Consider the following 18,738-nt stretch of genomic DNA (forward strand, 5'->3'; position numbering starts at 1 on the left):
AAAGCACTCAGACGAATCGAGATGAGAGGATTCCCCGTCAACTCGCTAAAACAATCGTCTGAGCACACATAGTTTATTAGTTTTTCGGTGAGTAATACTCTTTCCCCGTAAAGCCAAAGTTTCTAGAGTTTCTAAATATTTACATGCTGCGTGCGGAGTCTTAATTAATTCACGTATTCTTATCTTTCATACGACTAAAAACGGTTGCTAATATAGGACCTGATATATTGTGCCATACACTGAAAATTGCGCTTGGTACTGCTGCTAATGGAGAGAAATGTGCAACGGCTAAAGACGCACCTAGGCCCGAATTTTGCATTCCTACTTCAATGGCAATAGCTTTCTTTTTCGCTAAGTTCATACCGAACATTTTTCCAAATAAATACCCGATTAAGTATCCTAAACTATTGTGTAATACAACAACAGCGAAGATAGTCAAACCAGTTTCAGCAATCTTTTGTTGATTGCCTGCAACAACAGCAGCCACAATGGCAACGATAGCTACTACAGAAACAAGCGGCATCACCTTCACACTTGCTTTGGCTTGCTTGTTAAAGAGCTTCTGTACAATGAAGCCTAATGCAATCGGAATTATAATTACTTTGACAATCGACATAAAGAGTGCGCTAGGTGCGACATCAATGTACTCACTTGCAAATAAATAAATAAGCCCAGGTGTCACAATCGGGGCTAATAAAGTTGTGATGGATGTAATTGTCACAGATAATGCTACATCACCTTTGGAGAGGAATGTCATAACATTTGATGATGTACCCCCTGGGCAACAACCTACCAAAATAACACCGATTGCAATTTCTGGTGGAAGGTTAAATATTTTTACCAATAAAAAGGCTAAACTTGGCATAATCAGAAATTGACCAACTATACCAACCGCCACATCTTTTGGTCTGGTTAATACTTCTTTAAAGTCTGCGACCGTTATTGTTAATCCCATACCAAACATAACAATACCTAGTAATATCGTGATATACGCTGCAATCCAAGAAAAACCGCTTGGAACAAAAAAGGAAAATGCTGCAAAAAGAAGCACCCAAATAGCAAATGTTTTGCTAACAAACTCACTAAAACGTTCTAAAGCTTTCATCCTACACCTCTATGTAATATTTTACTAACATAGTAAATTATATATTGAATACAGAATTTAATCGATAATCAGAATAATGAAAATACATCTTGATTTACAATAAACTCCTATGTGTATGAAAGCTTATAATAAGATGGAGAACAATAAAGTAAGGTTTGCTTCAATTCAAAAGCAACAACCCCAATTGAAAGATTGTGTCTATCAATGGGGGCTTTTCAGTTGAGGTTTGCTGTTCGTATAAACACAGCAATGGACTATATAAATAGACGAGTTAGATCTTTAACAATCCGTTATAATTCAAGTTTAAATAATTTGTGCATGAAATTGGACTGAAGGATACAAAGTATGGTTTGCTGAACAGCATTCTTTTGGCGCGTCTCTCTATAAATAGAAGTTGCCTTTATTCGATGAAAAAACACTAACCTTTACTTTGAAAAGCCTCGGATTATTGTGTGTTCAAAAATCCAAGACTTTTATTGTCTAAAAATAGTAGTTTTGCAGTCTTGGGAACTTAAATTCTCACTAAATGTAGTCATAATAAATTTAAAGAAGTTTGGATATTGATTGGGATTAGCACTCCTAGCCAATATCCTTCTTTTAATTACTCAAGGAGTATTTATGGGTGGAGTCATTTTAATAGAAAATCTTGAAATTCATTTGGACATCAATCATTAAATACACACTAATTACTCAAGATTAGTATAATGAAACTAAATAAAAGTATATTTACTGACACGAATACTGTTATGCAATATTTGTGTGAGCATTTCTAACAAAATTTTCAACATGGCAAGTGGTGGGGAATTATACGAAATAATTAATACGAGTGATTTCGTCATTCAAACTTCAAAAAAAAACTGTAGCTGAGTTAATGGGGTGATGACAAATGAACAAAGGAAGAATCATTTTACATATTGACCTTAATTGCTACTATGCTTCTGTCGAACAAATTTACGATCCTACACTAAAGGGAAAACCAGTCGCAATCGCAGGGAATCCAAAGGAACGTAGAGGGATCATTATAACATGTAGCTACGAAGCAAGAGCAAGAGGCGTTTATACAACCATGAATGTCGGAGAGGCGCGCCGAAAGTGCCCAGAGTTAATTGTGCTGCCTCCTAATTTTGAACGATATAGAGCTGCGTCGAAGTCTTTTTTTAATTTGTTAAAAGAGTATAGCGAAATCCTGCAACCAGTTTCAATCGATGAAGGATATTTGCAACTCCCTGTAATCGAGGGTCAAAATGTATTGCAACACGTACAAAAAATGCAAGATAGAATCTGGAACGAACTTCAACTGCCATGTTCAATCGGCATTGCTCCGAATAAATTTTTGGCGAAAATGGCAAGTGATATGAAAAAGCCGATGGGTATTACAATACTGCGTAAGCGTGACGTGCCAACAGTTTTGTGGCCGATGAATGTAATTGAAATGCATGGCATTGGTAAAAGTACGGCAGAGAAATTAAAGAAGTTAGGTATTCAAAAAATAGAGGAACTAGCTGTTGCTGATGAATATACATTAAAGCAAAACTTTGGCATTAATGGTCTGCGCATGAAGCAAAAAGCGAATGGCGAAGATGATAGACCTGTCGATCCACAAGCAATATACGATACAAAAAGTGTAGGTAATTCAACAACGTTGTCTCATGATACGACTGACAGAGATGAATTATATAAAATAATTTCAACACTTTCTGAAAAGGTAGCAGAAAGACTAAAGGCAAAGAAACTTGCCGGTGTCACTGTGAGTGTTATGATTCGTACAGCTGATTGGGAGACGTATACTCGAAGCAAATCTATAAATAATGCGATCTTTTCGAAAGATGATATAGTGGAACAAGCCTGGGATCTATTTGCTAAGAATTGGAATGAAGAGCCTGTTCGATTACTTGGTGTCACCGTCTCTAATGTCAGTGACATTAAAGAAACGACACAGCAGCTAACATTCTTTAACTTTGAAGAGTATATAAAAGACGAACCAATCATAAAGCTTGTTGATCAAATAGAACAGAAATTTGGAAAAGGTGCAATTATTCGTGGTTCAGATATTGCAAAGCCAGTCGGGAAATATCATGCGAATACGAGTTTTAGTAAGGACTTTTGGGATGAACAAAATTAAAATGTTTGTCCCTTTAATTTTGTATAAGAGTGAAAAAGGAAGAATTGTTAAAATTATTTATGAGAATCAATTTCACAATTCATTTTCATGTCAATAAAGAAAAATATTGTGAAAGAAAATAAAGTAATTGTTCCTATTACATAGGTATATTCGCTACAGGCGAACGCTTTCTGCGGGCAAGCACCGAGCCGCTTCGAGGCAACAGGTGTTTTTATGTGCGAAAGCGAAGCGTCAGCAACAGGTGTTTTTATGTGCGAAAGCGAAGCGTCAGCAACAAGATGTTGGTCACGAAGGTGTTGTCACAGGACGTGACGCTTTTAGCCTTCGTTCCATAAAAGTTCAGTCCAGGGTCTCGGTTCGCTTGCTTTTCCCGCTGGAGTAGCCGCCGTATTCTCCCCTATACAAAATGTTTTGTATGGGTTTTAGAATTGATGTTTAAGATAATGCCATTTAAGTGGTAATTAGCTTCAAAAAGAGCTATCTAAATCCCACAATTGATCTCCCATTTTTTCTATAAGTGCTTTTGCTCTTTTTTCAATCTTTTCTGGGAGTTCATTTTTACTGAAATATTTTAGATTAAGACTCTCTCCATCATTCATTTCTAACATTCCACTTACATTTATTGCACGAAATAGATGAATTACACTATATGTTTTATCTCCATTTGGATACTGAAAGTAATAATGTGGGCCAGAAAAAACACCTATCAATTCAAACTGATTTGCTACAAGTCCCGTTTCTTCTTTCAGTTCACGAGAAGCAACTTCTTCTAAAGTTTCACTTAGTTCCATTGAGCCGCCAGGTAACCCCCAATTCAATGTATCTGAACGATATTGAAAAAGAATCTTCCTTTTCTCATTTACCACAAGTATCGTTGCCCCAACGCTTATAATTGGTCTACTACCAATAAATTTCCGTAATTCTGAGATGTATCCCAAATTTTCTCCTCCTAATAATTGTTATTATAAATAGTTCTGCTTTATTAAATAAGAAACCTTTAAATTCCCTAGTAAAAGGTCAACAAGATAGAATAAAAGTTAATAGTCTTGATCTTTTGTTAGATGCGCTTGCTAAGTATTTCGAAAAGCTGTACTCACAGTAAAATGAAAAGATTTCAAAGTAATTTAACTAACATTAGGCCCTGTTATATTCCAAGAAATACCTTGACGTAGGATAGAGAAAAAACATATATAAAAGTTGATTAGTTAACGACTAATATATTTATAGCGAATGTATGTACGTACATTCATTGAGTATTAAGTTAATTGAATCATTTTCAATCGAGGGAATAATAATCTTTTTTGTGAGAAATAATGCTAAAAAATGTAGAATAGTCTTTTGAATAAGAAGAATAGTTTTTAGTTATTTGTTTTTTCTGAATTTTGTCTATATTGCTTGTTTTTGAGCCTCTATGTTAAGGTTGAAAGACAAATTGAATATGCTAAATTTTGGTGGTTCAAATGAATATATTTCATTTGATTAAAAGGGAAGTTGGTGAGAGTCCAACACTGTCCCGCAACTGTATTTGGGAGTTAGATAACAATACCACTGTTTTGATTGTCAAAATGGGAAGGTGTTATTGTAACGTTGATCATAAGTCAGGAGACCTGCCACTAAAGAAAGCATCAATTTACCTACGAGGATAGGGGGTGTTAGCTACTGTATGATGGTTGTGAATTCGTTTAAATTCACTGTTTTTTGCTCTGTCATGTTTTTGTAGATTAACAACTTCTAAAAGGGGTAGAAGTTGTTTTTTTGTTGTTCTTTTGTCGATGAATGTGAACGCTTACAAGAATGATAAAACAAAGGGGTTGGATGTATTGAGTTAAACTATTCACCAGGTCTCGATGGCATTATTGCCGCTGAGACGAAATTATCTTTTTTAGATACTGTACAAAGTCAAATTGTCATAAGGGGCTATGATTTGATTGAATTATCACAGAGATATTCGTATTTAGACATTGTGTACTTATTGTTGCATGGAGAAATACCGACTACTGAGCAACGGGGTGAGTTACAGGACATTTTGAAATCAAGTTATCAAGTTCCACAAGAGATTTTTCAAATTTTCAAGTTATTACCTAATGGGACACATGCTATGGATGGGCTTAGAACAGGTATTTCTATATTAGCAGGCTACGATCAGCAAATCCATGATCGGTCTACTGAAATGAATTTGAAGCGAGCATTTAGGCTTTTAGGCGGTATGCCAAATATCGTAGCGAATAGCTATCGTGTGTTGAATGGTCAAGAGGTCGTAGAGACAGATAGTCAGCTTTCTTATAGTGCCAATTTTTATTACATGATTACTGGAAGAAAACCAACTGCGTTAGAAGAAGAAATCTTTGATCAATCGCTCGTTTTATATAGTGAACATGAGATGCCCAATTCAACGTTTACGGCCCGTGTCATTGCCTCTACACAATCTGATTTGTACGGTGCTTTAACTGGAGCTGTAGCATCATTGAAAGGAAATTTGCATGGCGGAGCGAACGAGGCAGTGATGTATATGCTTCTTGAAGCCAAGACAGTGGAAGGCTTTGAAACATTGCTGAAAAATAAACTGCAGAACAAAGAAAAGATTATGGGCTTTGGCCATCGTGTGTATATGAAAAAAATGGACCCAAGAGCGCAAATTATGAAAGAGGCTTTACACAAATTATGTATAGAGCAAGGAGATGATCTATTATATCGCATGTGTGAAGTCGGTGAAAAAATGATGGTGCAGGAAAAAGGATTGTATCCAAATTTAGATTATTACGCAGCTCCCGTATATTACATGCTTGGATTGCCTATTGAAATGTATACGCCAATTTTCTTTAGCTCACGTACTGTCGGCTTATGTGCTCATGTGATTGAACAGCATGAGAATAATAGGTTGTTTAGACCTCGTGTCACTTATATTGGCGAGCGTCATAACCTTGAAGAACTAACAGTGTAATCAACGTTTAACAACTCGCCTTAAAGCTGATGGACATTCTGACCAATGTCCATTGGCATACTAGTATATCAAATACATGCGTTGAAAGGAAGATAAGATGATTAAAACGAATGAAATATCTACGACAGATCAATTATTAACAGATATCGCGGATTATGTATTAAATACTAACATTACAAGTGAAGAAGCATATGAAACTGCACGCTATGTTTTACTAGATACTTTGGGTTGCGGCATTTTGGCCTTACAGTACCCAGAATGTACGAAACTCCTTGGACCTGTTGTTCAAGGTACAGTAGTTCCAAATGGTTCACGTGTCCCAGGAACTTCTTATGTCCTTGATCCAGTGAAAGGGGCTTTCAATATTGGATGCATGATTCGTTGGTTAGATTACAATGATACATGGCTGGCGGCTGAATGGGGACATCCTTCTGATAATTTAGGTGGTATTTTGGCCGTTGCAGATTATTTGAGTCGCGTACGTATTGCAGAAGGTAAAGAGCCTTTTAAAATGAAAGACGTTTTAGAAATGATGATACAAGCCCATGAAATACAAGGCGTTTTAGCTCTAGAAAATAGCCTGAATCGTGTTGGGTTAGATCACGTATTATATGTCAAAATTGCTACAACAGCTGTTGTGACAAAGGTATTAGGGGGATCTCGTCAAGAAATAATTAATGCATTGTCAAATGCTTGGATTGATAATTCAAGCCTAAGAACATATCGACATGCACCTAATACAGGATCAAGAAAATCTTGGGCTGCTGGAGATGCAACAAGTAGGGCAGTACAATTAGCCATGATGGCCGTGAAGGGGGAAATGGGGTATGCAACTGCATTATCTGCACCTGGCTGGGGATTCCAAGATGTGCTCTTTAACAAACAAGAATTAAAGCTTGCAAGACCGCTTGCCTCTTATGTCATGGAAAATGTTCTTTTTAAAGTTTCTTTCCCAGCTGAATTTCATGCGCAAACTGCTGCGGAATGTGCCGTACATTTACATCATGAAGTGACAAATCGCTTAGATGATATTGAAAAAATTCAGCTTACGACACATGAATCAGCCATTCGTATCATCGATAAAGAGGGACCGCTAAATAATCCAGCTGATCGTGATCACTGTATTCAATACATTACAGCAATTGGGCTAATCTTTGGTGATATTACGGCAGACCATTATGAAGATAACGTGGCTGCTGATCCACGCATAGATGAACTGAGAAATAAAATGGTTATTGTTGAAAATTCGCAATATACAGTCGACTATTTAGACCCAGAGAAACGTTCTATTGCCAATGCTGTTCAGGTTTACTACAAAGATGGTACATCGTCAGAATTAGTAGAGTGTGAATATCCTTTAGGACATCGTTTCCGACGTGAGGAAGCATTCCCTCAAATCATCGATAAATTCCGGCAAAATATAAGTACTCACTATTCACAAAAACAATCTAACAAAATAAATAAGGTATGTGCCGATAAAGAACTAGTCGAAAATAGCTATGTACATGAATTTGTTGATTTATTTGTTCATCAATAGATGGGAGGGTTTTTGTAGATGGCGTGGATTGTGAATGAATCTGTTTCGCAAAAACAATTGGCAGAACAATTTCGAGCTTTAATTACTCGTTCAAATATTTTACAAATACCAGGAGCTCATGATGCAATGGCCGGCTTAATGGCTAAAAAAGTAGGCTTTAAGGCATTGTATCTATCTGGAGCAGCGTATACAGCGAGTCGTGGCTTACCTGATTTAGGCATGATTTATTCGAATGAAGTAGCAGATTGTGCTAGAGACATTATCCGAGCTACGAATTTACCAATGCTAGTGGATATCGATACTGGTTTTGGTGGTGTATTAAATGTTGCTCGCACTGCTCGTGAAATGGTAGAGGCAGGAGTGGCAGCCGTACAGTTAGAAGATCAAAATTTACCCAAAAAATGTGGACATTTGAATGGAAAAACACTCATTTCTCAAGATGACATGATACAAAAAATAAAAATGATTAAACAAATAGCGCCTACCATGGTAATTATTGCGCGTACCGATGCAAGATCTGTAGAAGGTTTAGAACAGGCTCTCATACGCGCAAAAGCCTATGTAGAAGCTGGAGCTGATGCTATTTTCCCAGAAGCCCTACAAAATGAAAAAGAATTTAAACAATTTGGACAAGAAGTAGATGCTCCATTATTAGCAAACATGACCGAATTTGGTCAAACACCTTATTATACAGCCAAGGAGTTTAAAAAAATGGGCTATTCCATGGTTATTTACCCCGTTACATCAATGAGAGTAGCAGCAAAAGCATATGAACGAGTATTTGAATTAATAAAAAATACGGGAACCCAAAAAGAAGCTATTGAGGATATGCAATCCAGAAGTGAATTATATGAAACGATTTCCTATAATGACTTTGAAGATTTAGATAAAAATATTGCTAAAACAGTTTTAACAATGAATCAATAATGTCTATAGTAAGTCTAAGTATTACAAATTGCTTTGGTATTCGGAATGTGATTATTCCGAATACCTTTTTTAATTTTATCAGGAATATTCGTACCAAGAATTGATGAATCAAGACCGAGTGGACAAGGAAAAATTGAACGTGTATTTGTTGCCATGAATTTGAAAAAGCTAGACATCACGAAGTCAAAAAAATGGAAAAAATTGTTCGTAGCGTATTACTCTCGCCATTTTGTCTCATATGCACGTGTTTCCTTGTGCAAGATTTTCTTGTCAAATTTACGCTTGTTCTTGTTCGCACTCGCTTTCACATGTGTCGAATCAATAAAGACATGGTCAGCGCTCAATAATCTCATAATTTTTACTGAAGGTTAAGAAATTTGGCCCTTCGGTATGAAAGCCAGTTACTAAAACCAACGATACGCCATGTTAGATTGGATTTCTTTCATTGTCTGACGCTTAGAATAAATACCAAATACATAATGAATAAAACGTCATTTTAACTAGAACAATAGGATCAATACTTGGTCGCTCAACTTGACGTACACTAGTTGATTGGAGCGCAGGCGGCGACTTTAGCAAAGAATAGCATGAGCTTGAGGGCCCCGCAGAAGCGTAGCGACGAGGAGACTGAAGCGATGTCCGCGAAAAGCGTCCGCCGTAGCGGAAATCAACGGGGTATATGGATATCACAGCGTTAAGTAATGAACGACATGCGCCTAGTATTGCCCAGGAAATACTAGCTCAGATTGAAGACCGCTTTGGCAAGGAGTCATTAAACGTGGTATGTTGGCAAAGCAAAGATTTTTCAGATGATCATTAGGAAAAAGTCGAACCCAAAATAGGATTCGACTTTTCTGGATGTTAAGGAAACTGGAGGTTTTTATGCTCTAGCTGTTAGAAGGGTAAAAGACAACATTCTTTGTGGTACAAGGAGCTGTTGGATGTATTGAGCACTAAATGTGTGTCTCATTTAAAATAGTGAGGATATAAGTCTTTATGCGTCAAAATCCAGTCCTTCATGTCAATAATCATTTCTTCGTAGCTAGGAACCTTATATGAAAAATCATTTCGAGTATTGATTAAAGTTTTATCTAGCTTAACTAAAGGAGAGGGGTGAATCGTCATTTGATTACCTTTAAAGTGTTTATTGAATAATTGTAGTAAATCAAACTTAGTTATACTTACAGCATTCACGAGATGGTAGAGGCCGGTTGTTTCTTCCATTGCTGCTCGTTCCATTGCCTTTGCTAAGGATAAAGTGGTGACACCCGTCCAAATAGCACCAGTATAACCGTTAATAGGGCCTTTCTGTTTCATAAACCAATTAAAGAGTCCAATACCATTTTCATTCATATCAGGACCAATGATGGAGTTTCGAAACGTTAAATGCTCAACGCTGTCAATTTCCCCTAATCCCTTTGTGCGATCATAAAAGGTTTCACCGTCAGGCAAACTGTTTTCATTATAAGGTGCTGCTTTTCCTGAAAACACACAATCCGTACTCATATGAAATAGCTTTGTATTGGTATTCTTCAGTAGAGCAACAATGGCATGTGGTAAATAGCTATTTAGAAAAACAGCTTTTGCACGGTTGTCATTACATGCTTCATTTAAAACGCCTAGGCAATTGATGATCACATCATAGTCATCTAGCAAAAGCTGCTGTAAAAAAGCATAATCCGTAATATCACCAGTTATGTTTTTTCCATAGGGAAAGACTGATCTTGAATAAGTTGTGACATCATGCCCCTGCATAGTTAAAAATAAGGAGATTGTATGGCCAGCCATCCCCGTTGCGCCAAGAACTAAAAATTTCAAGGTTTTCCTCCCGTCCAATTATGTAGTTCTTCTTGAATGAGCGAGAGCTTTAATAACTTTTCCTTGATTTCTTGTATGGAAAGTATTTTCGTATTATTCGAATTATATTCATCTGTTAAAGTAATTTTAGGAGAGCCCTCATCAAGGTATTTGCCATAATTTAAATCCCGGTTGTCTGCTGGGATTCTATAAAAATTACCCATGTCAATCGCTTTAGCTGCTTCCTCCTTTGTTAAGAGCACCTCATATTTTTTTTCTCCATGACGTGTGCCAATAATTTGAATTTTATTGGGAGCTTGAAAAATTTCCAGAAGTGCTTGTGCTAAATCTTCAATGTACGCTGACGGTGATTTTTGCACCATGATGTCCCCGTTATCGGCATGTAAGAATGCGTATAATACTAATTCAACTGCTTCATCTAAGCTCATCATAAAACGCGTCATTTTTGGATCAGTAATAGTTAGTGCTTTACCAGTCTTTATTTGTTCGATGAAGAGGGGAATGACGGAGCCGCGTGAAGCCATAACGTTACCATATCGCGTTCCGCAAATTAAAGTTTTAGCGGAATGAACCATCCTTGACTTGGCAATGAATGTTTTCTCCATCATTGCTTTAGAAATACCCATTGCATTAACAGGGTAGGCGGCTTTATCGGTGGAAAGACAAATTATTTTTTTTACGCCTGCCTGCATAGCTGCAGTCAATACATTATCTGTGCCTAGAATATTCGTTTTGACAGCTTCAAGTGGGAAAAATTCACAGGAGGGAACTTGTTTTAGAGCTGCAGCATGGAATACAAAGTCTACATCATACATTGCATTGTAGATGCTTTGAATGTCGCGAACATCACCGATATAAAATTTGATTTTATTATTTTGATATAAAATACGCATATCCTCTTGCTTTTTCTCATCTCTTGAGAAAATTCGAATTTCCTTTATATCAGTATGCAAAAACCTTTGTAATACGGCATTACCAAATGAACCAGTACCGCCCGTTATTAACAATATTTTATCCTTAAACATCGTATTGTATGTTTGCACCTCCTTATTTCAATCCTCTTAAATGTAAATCGTATTCTGAATTTTCTCTTGGAAAGTTGTACCAGTAGGCCACTGTTTCTGTATATTTACATGTAGGGTTTTTATTCATTAATGCGCAATTAAAGTCCCAATCCCCAGCAATATCTTTTCTTTTCGTAAACTTTGCATCACCTATTAAACTTCTGCGAATGATTTTAAATTGTCCAGGCAATGAATAACGATTTTCTTCGTTTTTAATAAATGTATAGCCAGCTTTCGTTAACATGTTGTAGTAATAGATGTCAAATTGACCATCTACTTGTGCCAAAACGTCTTTAATGGCCGGCAAATAGTGATCATCACTATCAATGATAGCTACATAATCGCCCGTTGCTTCTGCGATACATCGATTATAGGACTCACTAGCACCGATATTGATTTGGTTGACTAATATTTTTAATGAAGGACATGTTTGTTGATAGGCTTGTAAAATAGCTAATGTCTTGTCGGTTGATCCATCATCACAAACGATAATTTCATAGGCATATTCTTTAGGAATACTATCGAGCATTGTTAAAATCCATTCTTCACTATTGTAAGCAGGTGTTAAAAAACTAATATTCATGAGCACCCTCAATTCTTTGTTCATTTCATTAGTCTTATGTGAATCTATTATTAAAGATAAAGGGAACGAAGAGATACGTTAATGATCTACACAAAGACTCTCTTTTTTACCATATGCATATATTGCTTTGTTCTGTAGGCTATTGTTCATTTTGGAATAAGAGTTTTGACACGATAGTTTAAATAGTAAACGAAGCCATTTTTAGCTTATAAAACTACAGCTAATAAGAAAATTAAAATGACAACAAGGAGGTTGTTTCTGCCCACAATAAACGATGATTTTTCACCTTATTGGCGGAGACTACATATGCTATATTTAGAGTTTTTTTATAAGGGGGGTACTATGTCAAAAAAAATAGCTTTTATTTGCAGTGTGGAATCGTATAAGCTCTCTGACGCACATATGTTCAAAGACCTTTGCCTTGTTCCTATTTTATTAGGAGAATATTTAGGATATGATGTAACTATTTTAACTACTGAAATGAATGAAATGCTACTCAAACAAACATTTCCTTCAGTTACTTTTCAACATATTCCTTTTCAAGATGATTATGAAGCGAATATGAATTCTTACTTAATCGAACAAGCACAAGATATTGATATCGCATTTGCAATTGGACCATATCCATCTTATTTGTCAATACTGAAGACGTATAAGAAATTCAATCCGAACGGTAAAATCTATATGAAGTTGGATGTCAATCGATTTTGGTTAAATCGATTAAAGACCTATCCTTATTTTGTAGAGTTGCTCCAACTTTGCGATGTTGTTTCCTCTGAATGTGAAGCCATTCAAAAGTCTCTTGATCAATTTGTGAATTTAGATATTAAACATATACCAAATGGCTTTTATGAACTATTCCATACAGAGCCTGTTTCGTTTAACGAGAAAACAAATAGAATACTAACTGTAGGCCGTTTAGATGCGCCTGAAAAACAAATAATATTGGCTGTAAAAGCGTTTTTAGCCGCTGAGCTCTCAGATTGGGAATTCCGTTTAGTTGGCCCCATGTCAGACGAATTTAAGAAAGAGTTACAGGATATTCTTGAAGGAAATCCGTTTGGCTCTCAAGTAATGCTAGTAGGACCCATTTACGATAAATTTCAATTAGAGGAAGAGTATAGGCAAGCCAAAATCTTTTGCCTTACCTCGTTAGTAGAGTGTTATGCACACGTATTTGCTGAAGCAGCTAAGAATGGCTGTTATATCGTTACGACCGATGTTGACGGTGCTGCTGATATTACCCATCACCAACGTTTTGGGACGATTCATCCGACACATGATTGGCAAAGTGTAGGGCGCACATTGCAGCAAGTAACAAAGCAGGAAGCATTACTGGCTGCTACATGCGAGCACCTCCAAGCATTTGCAAGAGCGGAATTAAACTGGAAGCATATTGTGAAAAAAGTTGCCGAATACTTAGATGAAAAGCCATGCTGAAGTGGATATTTGCTTGAAATGGATGGAAATTCTTTTCTTTATACCATTATTTCCTTTATAATGAAAACTAGATTCATAATTTAAGACATTCATGGGTAGACACAAGGGGAGAATGGAATGGAAATACTTCAAGCAACAATGAATGAACTCGAAGAGCTAACAGTGCTTTTTGATGAATATCGCCAGTTCTATGGGATTGAATCCGATGTAAGCAGTGCGAAGGCTTTTTTACAACTAAGACTGGCTTTAAAAGAATCAGTTATTTTTATAGCTGTGGAAAATGGCACAACAATTGGCTTTGCACAATTATATCCGACATTTTCTTCTATTGCTTTACAGCGTGCGTATATTTTAAATGATATCTATGTAACGGAAGATGCTAGGGGCCTAGGGGTGGGGAAGGCATTGATGGAAAAGGTATTTCAATATTGTGAGCAGCAGTATGCTCGCTATGTGACGCTGCAAACCGCAACAGATAATGTAAATGCACGTAAGCTATATGAAAAACTTGAAATGCTACAGGATCAATATAGTAACTATGTTAAATACTTCAGTTAGAAAAAAGTATCTCGTCCATCACGGATGAAGATGCTTTTTTTTGTGCCGAGCATAGATGCAATCTATAGGGGAGTCCCGAACCGCGAGGATTGTGTAGAAGTTAGCCAAGTACAAGGTACTCGTGATGACGTGTAATCAGCAGGAAGCAGGGCAGCAAATCGCTTCGGTAGAAAGGACTTTGTATTGTTGCGCACTTTCATCCACGCATACTGTGCCCTCTATGAAGTCCGTGTTCCTAAAGACCCGCCCTAGCAAGTAAATGAAGCAGAATTCAAAAAAACTTCCGTTTTAATTTTTTCAATAGCGTTGGTGACAGTCATTGCAATCAGTTTTATGTCTCTTTGATGACGTAAATATCGGCTTCTTCAACATGATGCGCCCAAAAAGGACGTTCAATGATTTTCTGATGTCAGCATTTCTAATGGATGTCGTTCATTATTACTATTGTTTATCCTCCTATCCATCACCTCAATCATTTATAGATGACCACTAGTTGAAAGGAGCGCAGGCGGCGACTTCTGCGGGAATAGCATGAGCGAAAAGACCCCGCAGGAGCGTAGCGACGAGGAGACTGAAGCCGTGCCCGTGAAAAGCGTCCGCCCTAGCGGAAATCAACAGGTTCCTATAGAAACTTCTATGTTTAAAAGAAAAAAATGTAGACAAACTCAAAAAATTGAGTTTGTCTACAATCTGAGAAAATCCCCTAGATTTTCTATCATCTAGGGGACATTCCTTTACTTATTAATTGTTTTCTTGAAAAGATAGATCTAAAAAAGTGGCTTTACTACACTACCTTCAACCGAAATTTCTGTCCTTCTACTAAGTCCATTTTTCAGTCAAGGGTTTTAGATGTTATTTTATTTCAAGTGTATATGGCTGTGTGCTAGCTTTGCCGTCTACTTCACTTACTTCAATATAGTATGTTCCTTTGTCGAGTTCGACTGTACCTACTTCAGCATCTTCAGCTCCGTAAAGATCTAAGGTTTCTACTGTTTTTCCTTTTGCATCAATAATACGGATGACGCCATCTAGTGCTTTTTCAGTTTGTAGAGAGAAGAACACATCGCGTTTGCTGTCATTGGTAAATTCAAAATAGTCCTTATCTCCAAATGGAACACCTGCATTAAGATATTGAGTTGCTACCCATTTATCGTCTTTTTTTGTCAGCTGAGATGGTTTTGTTGGTACACCATTAACTAACTCAGAATCTGCATCTTCATCTACTCTATTATGATCAAACATCGTTAAAGTATATGGTTGCAGTGATACTTGTCCAAGATTCGAGCCATTCACAACAATAAAATAACCGCGATCTTTTTTCGCTTTAAATGAAGTATTTACATCTGTTGTGCCAGAAATACCGAGTAGTATTTCAATTAAGTTTTCACCTTGCCCAAATGGAATTTCTGTTTCCATTTCTTTTGGATCGATTTCCATATTACCATTTGTATCTTCAATAATGGAGCCTGAAAATTTTAATTCTTTTTGAAGCTCTTTAGGTAATTGATTTAGCTGTTCATTCGTAAATGGTACGGAAGAAACAAGAAGACTCATGACCTCATCTTTGCCTTGTTGTTTATAGTAGTAGAAATCAGTATCATCTTTATAAATCAGATGGTCTTTAAAAGTACTACCAGGTTGAATCATTTGAGCTTTTATTGGTGTATTATTTTCTGTATTATTATCTGTTGGAATATCTGCCATTTTACTTGTTTTAAGTGTGTATGGTTCAGAAGAACGGCCACCATAATTGGCTACACTTACAACATAGGTTTTATCTTTTTTCAAGGCAATTGTCTTGGCCTCGTTTTCATCAGTTGTTGTGCCTAGAAGTAGACTGATTAATCCCAAATCATTTGTTAATGAAGAAACTGGTAATAATTCATTTGTTTCCTCATCATATTCAAAAATCGTTCCAGCTGGTGCTTGGTTCATGCCTTTATTAATATGGAAACCATAAACGGCATCTTCTTTTGCTTTAAATAAAAAGTAATCTTCATCATTTTCTGTTTGGAAGTATGCTTTTTGATCTTTTCCAATATCAAAACGAATCGCTTTCTCCATAATTACATCCACATCTTCCAGACTTCCCATACCAGTTGGACTCATGAACATACTCATTAAATCATTTATTTGATTATTTTTTTTAGCTTTATTTGGAGTTACAGGTAAAACATCATCATTTTGTACGTTGTCTTCTAGTATTTCGTCATTTAATGGAAGTCCGTCTTCATCTTCAGGAAGGGTAACGACTTCGCCTTTTAATGTGTAAGGAATCATTGATTCACTTATGCTCTCTTGAACTTCAATGCCTCCGCTAAAGAACATGTCAAGTGAAAAATCGCTACCGCTTTCATTAGATACGCTAAGTACATACTCTTCATCGGGAATAGCATCAACAATAAGGCTTACTCCGTCTCCTTTATCCATGCCGTAGGATGTTTGAATTGGATAAGCCTCATCCGATTCTTCTTCATTAAGTTCTTCTGTCGGTATATTAGCGAAGTCTTCTTTTAAATAAAGTTCCATCGATGCTGTAACACCTGGAATACCCGATACATCAAATTTCAGCGTTGTTGGTTCTTTTACTGTAAATGTAAAATAATCTTGGTCACTTTGTTGATCTTTAGATAGTAGGGTATAGTTTTTCCCTGCTGTACTGAATGGGAATTGTTTAATTTTCTCTACATTGTTCTTATCTAATGAATCAATTGGTAATTCCTTTGTTGTTTGAGCTGTTAAGATGTAATTAGACTCGCCCTTTAAACTATAGCTACCATTATGATCTTTTACACCAACAAGGAGGGTTCCTGCTTGATCTGCTTTAAATAGGTATCCTTCTTGTTTTCCTACGCGGACATCATTCACATTGATAGGTTCTACTTCACCTTTATGACCTTTAGGGTAGAAGTACAAATCAACTGCATAATCGAATTTATTTGCACCTTTTAATGTTAGTTGCGCATATTCATTTGAATCTAAATCAACCTTGTACCATTTTTTTTCATCCGGCTGCTTGAATTCACCTTTTTCTGTATTCAATACATTCTTTTTAAGGTCTTTTGCGTTTTTCATTCGCTCATCTTTTGTTTCTGAATACTGTTTAGGTAGATTTTTTAAATCAAACTGTAAGGCTTTTATAGGGTCGACAAGACCATGCCCATACGTAAGATCATAGCCCTTCTCGCCTAAATCCTTTGCGGTCATTTCAAGAATAGCTTCAATTTCATGAGGTTTTAGGTTTGGATATTTTGATTTTAGTAGGGATGCCACACCTGCAACGACAGGAGATGCCATAGATGTTCCGCTAAATTTTACAAAGGAAGATCCTTTTTTCTCATCATGAACAGTACTGTAGACATCTTCACCTGGAGCTACCACGTCAACCGATGGACCGTAGTTTGAATAGCTTGATAGTTTGTTTCTTTCATTCGTAGAACCTACGCTAATAACGCCTTCGAAAGAAGCAGGGAAGGAGTAATTATCTGTCGATTCATTTCCCGCAGCTGCTACGACGGTAATGCCATTATCAATCGCTTTCTGAACGGCTTCTTTCATTAATGGAGATTCTCCATAGCCGCCAAGGCTCATGTTAATAACATCAGCGCCTTGCTCAATGGCATGAAGGATTCCTTGTGCAATGACGAAATCATTGGCACCATCTTTGCCGTTGAATACATCAATTGGAAGAATCTTGGCTTTTGGATTAACCCCATGTCCTCCTACAGCATTATCTTTTGCCGCTCCAATAATACCTGCTACATGTGTTCCATGGTCACCAGGATAAGTGGAATTGGCAGGTGCTGCTGCATTATATGGTGGAAGCACTTGAGATTTTAGCTCAGGATGTTTAAAATCCACACCAGAATCGATAACTGCTACTTTTACCTCATGATCACCTGCTAATTCTAAGGCCTTATCAATTTGAAGCAGGTTTAGATGATACATATCCTTTTTCTTTGGATCTTCTCCTGTGTCAAAGGCATGATACACGTAGCTTGGAGATACACTTTTAACCCCTACTTGCTTGGCATAATATGAAACTGCTTTTTCTAGCGTTACTCCTTTGTTAAGTTGGATAACATCGTAACCTAATGAAGGGATAGAGCGGATTACTTTAGAGCCAATTTTTTTATGAGCGTTCTTAGCAAGTCCTGAATGCTTGACGATAATTGTATCCTTACTAATCCATTCTTTTTCATTGTTGAATTGCTTTAGAATTTGTTCCTGATTGCTAGCGACAGTATTTTTCACAGACTCTGGGTTCTTCGCTATGTTTTGTGGCGCTTCTGCAAAGGCAGAAGCAGCAGGAACCATTAGTGCAGCAGATGCACCTACAGCCATTGATTTCTTAATCCAGTTCTTCACTTGTTTTCTCTCCTTTTAATGTAAGTCACAACTATACTATTACGAACGAACGATAAAAAAGTTTCATAATATAAGGATATAAGTAAATATTTTTCCAAGAATTTATATTTAATAGAGACCGACTTCACATCTTTGATGCATCAGGTGTAACGGTTCTTAATAAGAGAGAACCGTACGTACAGTGGTGGAGTCACCCTCTACTAGATTTGTGAGATAGGAATCAAGGAACGTCGATTCAAGTACAGGTGAAAGGCCCGCAATTAAAGTCCGAAAAA

The 18,738-nt window shown here is 36.8% G+C and carries 12 protein-coding genes, 1 pseudogene and 1 riboswitch; of the genes and pseudogenes, 6 read left to right on the forward strand and 7 right to left on the reverse strand.

Annotated features, from left to right (window positions below; genetic code table 11):
* Positions 1-169: 169 nt before the first annotated feature.
* Positions 170-1,105: a bile acid:sodium symporter family protein gene (locus tag ACOMCU_RS09595; protein ID WP_421050038.1), complete on the reverse strand. Its 936-nt coding sequence runs from the start codon at positions 1,103-1,105 to the stop codon at positions 170-172.
* Positions 1,106-1,991: 886 nt separating this feature from the next.
* On the opposite strand from ACOMCU_RS09595, the gene ACOMCU_RS09600 reads away from it, so the two are divergent.
* Positions 1,992-3,227, forward strand: coding sequence for a DNA polymerase IV (locus tag ACOMCU_RS09600; RefSeq protein ID WP_421050039.1), 1,236 nt, complete (start codon positions 1,992-1,994; stop codon positions 3,225-3,227).
* A gap of 467 nt (positions 3,228-3,694) precedes the next feature.
* On the opposite strand, the gene ACOMCU_RS09605 is transcribed toward ACOMCU_RS09600, so the two are convergent.
* A complete protein-coding gene (locus ACOMCU_RS09605; protein WP_421050040.1) occupies positions 3,695-4,165 on the reverse strand; it encodes an NUDIX hydrolase in 471 nt (156 codons plus the stop codon).
* A gap of 497 nt (positions 4,166-4,662) precedes the next feature.
* A riboswitch (cobalamin riboswitch) is annotated at positions 4,663-4,857 on the forward strand.
* A gap of 189 nt (positions 4,858-5,046) precedes the next feature.
* Between ACOMCU_RS09605 and mmgD the strand changes: the two genes are divergently transcribed.
* The 3 genes from mmgD to prpB all read left to right on the forward strand — a co-directional run bounded on the left by mmgD (position 5,047) and on the right by prpB (position 8,632).
* A complete protein-coding gene (gene mmgD, locus ACOMCU_RS09610) occupies positions 5,047-6,168 on the forward strand; it encodes a citrate synthase (RefSeq protein WP_010859692.1) in 1,122 nt (373 codons plus the stop codon).
* A 97-nt stretch (positions 6,169-6,265) separates the two neighbouring features.
* A complete protein-coding gene (gene prpD, locus ACOMCU_RS09615) occupies positions 6,266-7,705 on the forward strand; it encodes a 2-methylcitrate dehydratase (RefSeq protein ID WP_421050041.1) in 1,440 nt (479 codons plus the stop codon).
* An 18-nt stretch (positions 7,706-7,723) separates the two neighbouring features.
* Entirely contained in the window at positions 7,724-8,632 is a 909-nt protein-coding gene (prpB, locus tag ACOMCU_RS09620) for a methylisocitrate lyase (RefSeq protein WP_421050042.1), read from the forward strand.
* 227 nt (positions 8,633-8,859) lie between these two features.
* Here prpB and ACOMCU_RS09625 read toward each other — a convergent pair.
* The 4 genes and pseudogenes from ACOMCU_RS09625 to ACOMCU_RS09640 all read right to left on the reverse strand — a co-directional run.
* Positions 8,860-9,160, reverse strand: a pseudogene (locus ACOMCU_RS09625) (transposase); the annotation flags it as partial.
* Between the two features lie 438 nt (positions 9,161-9,598).
* Positions 9,599-10,450: an SDR family oxidoreductase gene (locus tag ACOMCU_RS09630; RefSeq protein WP_421050043.1), complete on the reverse strand. Its 852-nt coding sequence runs from the start codon at positions 10,448-10,450 to the stop codon at positions 9,599-9,601.
* Positions 10,447-11,475 (reverse strand): polysaccharide biosynthesis protein, encoded by a 1,029-nt coding sequence (locus ACOMCU_RS09635; RefSeq protein WP_421050085.1) that lies wholly within the window; start codon positions 11,473-11,475, stop codon positions 10,447-10,449. Before ACOMCU_RS09635 ends, ACOMCU_RS09630 begins: the two co-directional genes overlap by 4 nt.
* A gap of 22 nt (positions 11,476-11,497) precedes the next feature.
* Complete coding sequence (locus tag ACOMCU_RS09640; RefSeq protein WP_421050044.1) at positions 11,498-12,097, reverse strand: glycosyltransferase family 2 protein; 600 nt, start codon at positions 12,095-12,097, stop codon at positions 11,498-11,500.
* A 342-nt stretch (positions 12,098-12,439) separates the two neighbouring features.
* Here ACOMCU_RS09640 and ACOMCU_RS09645 point away from each other — a divergent pair, with 342 nt between their 5' ends.
* Together ACOMCU_RS09645 and ACOMCU_RS09650 are read left to right on the forward strand one after the other, a co-directional pair.
* Positions 12,440-13,537 carry a glycosyltransferase family 4 protein gene (locus ACOMCU_RS09645; protein ID WP_421050045.1) on the forward strand — a complete coding sequence of 366 codons (1,098 nt, stop codon included), beginning with the start codon at positions 12,440-12,442 and terminating at the stop codon, positions 13,535-13,537.
* A 117-nt stretch (positions 13,538-13,654) separates the two neighbouring features.
* Positions 13,655-14,095, forward strand: coding sequence for a GNAT family N-acetyltransferase (locus ACOMCU_RS09650; protein WP_421050046.1), 441 nt, complete (start codon positions 13,655-13,657; stop codon positions 14,093-14,095).
* Between the two features lie 852 nt (positions 14,096-14,947).
* On the opposite strand, the gene ACOMCU_RS09655 is transcribed toward ACOMCU_RS09650, so the two are convergent.
* Positions 14,948-18,463 carry a S8 family peptidase gene (locus ACOMCU_RS09655; protein WP_421050047.1) on the reverse strand — a complete coding sequence of 1,172 codons (3,516 nt, stop codon included), beginning with the start codon at positions 18,461-18,463 and terminating at the stop codon, positions 14,948-14,950.
* Positions 18,464-18,738 lie beyond the last annotated feature (275 nt).

The organism is Lysinibacillus sp. UGB7, assembly GCF_049058285.1.
GTDB classification, from domain to species: Bacteria; Bacillota; Bacilli; order Bacillales_A; family Planococcaceae; genus Lysinibacillus; species Lysinibacillus sphaericus_B.